General features: G+C 34.7%; 1 protein-coding gene. It reads right to left on the minus strand.

Annotated features, from left to right (window positions below):
• Positions 1–487 (minus strand): hypothetical protein (locus DBR30_RS21305; protein ID WP_219927586.1); only part of this gene is annotated, 487 nt, incomplete at both ends.

Raw genomic sequence — 487 nt, forward strand, 5'->3', positions numbered from 1 at the left:
TAATCAAAGAAACCACTTAATTCAGACTTGAAATCAAAACGTCTATTATCGGCTTTTTTCTTCTGCTTCTGTAACAGTTTATCTTGTATTTTAAAAGCTTCCTTAGCTTCCCAATAATCGGACTGAGGTGAAGCATCTCTAAAAAACTCTATAGCTAGCTGCTCAAAAAAGTTAATAAGTATCGATCTAAAATCACGGTAGGCTTGATTTTCCCTAAATCCTTCACGACCAGCTTTTTCAGTCAACGTAGGATTATATTCATGAGATACAGATATATATCCAAAAAGGCGGCGATAGGAAAAAAACCAATCCCCAGCAGACTTAGTTCTTCTCTTTTCAATACTTAAAAAATCATAATCTGAATCACCATACGGCAAGATTCTTATACCATTGCGATATATATATAGCCCACCAATTCTATCGAGCTTACTTATCATATATTGCCAAGATGAATCATCAAGAGAGCTCTCTTTTTTCAAGCCTTGTA

The sequence above is a fragment of the Aeromonas sp. HMWF017 genome, assembly GCF_003061465.1.
Lineage (GTDB): Bacteria > Pseudomonadota > Gammaproteobacteria > Enterobacterales > Aeromonadaceae > Aeromonas > Aeromonas veronii.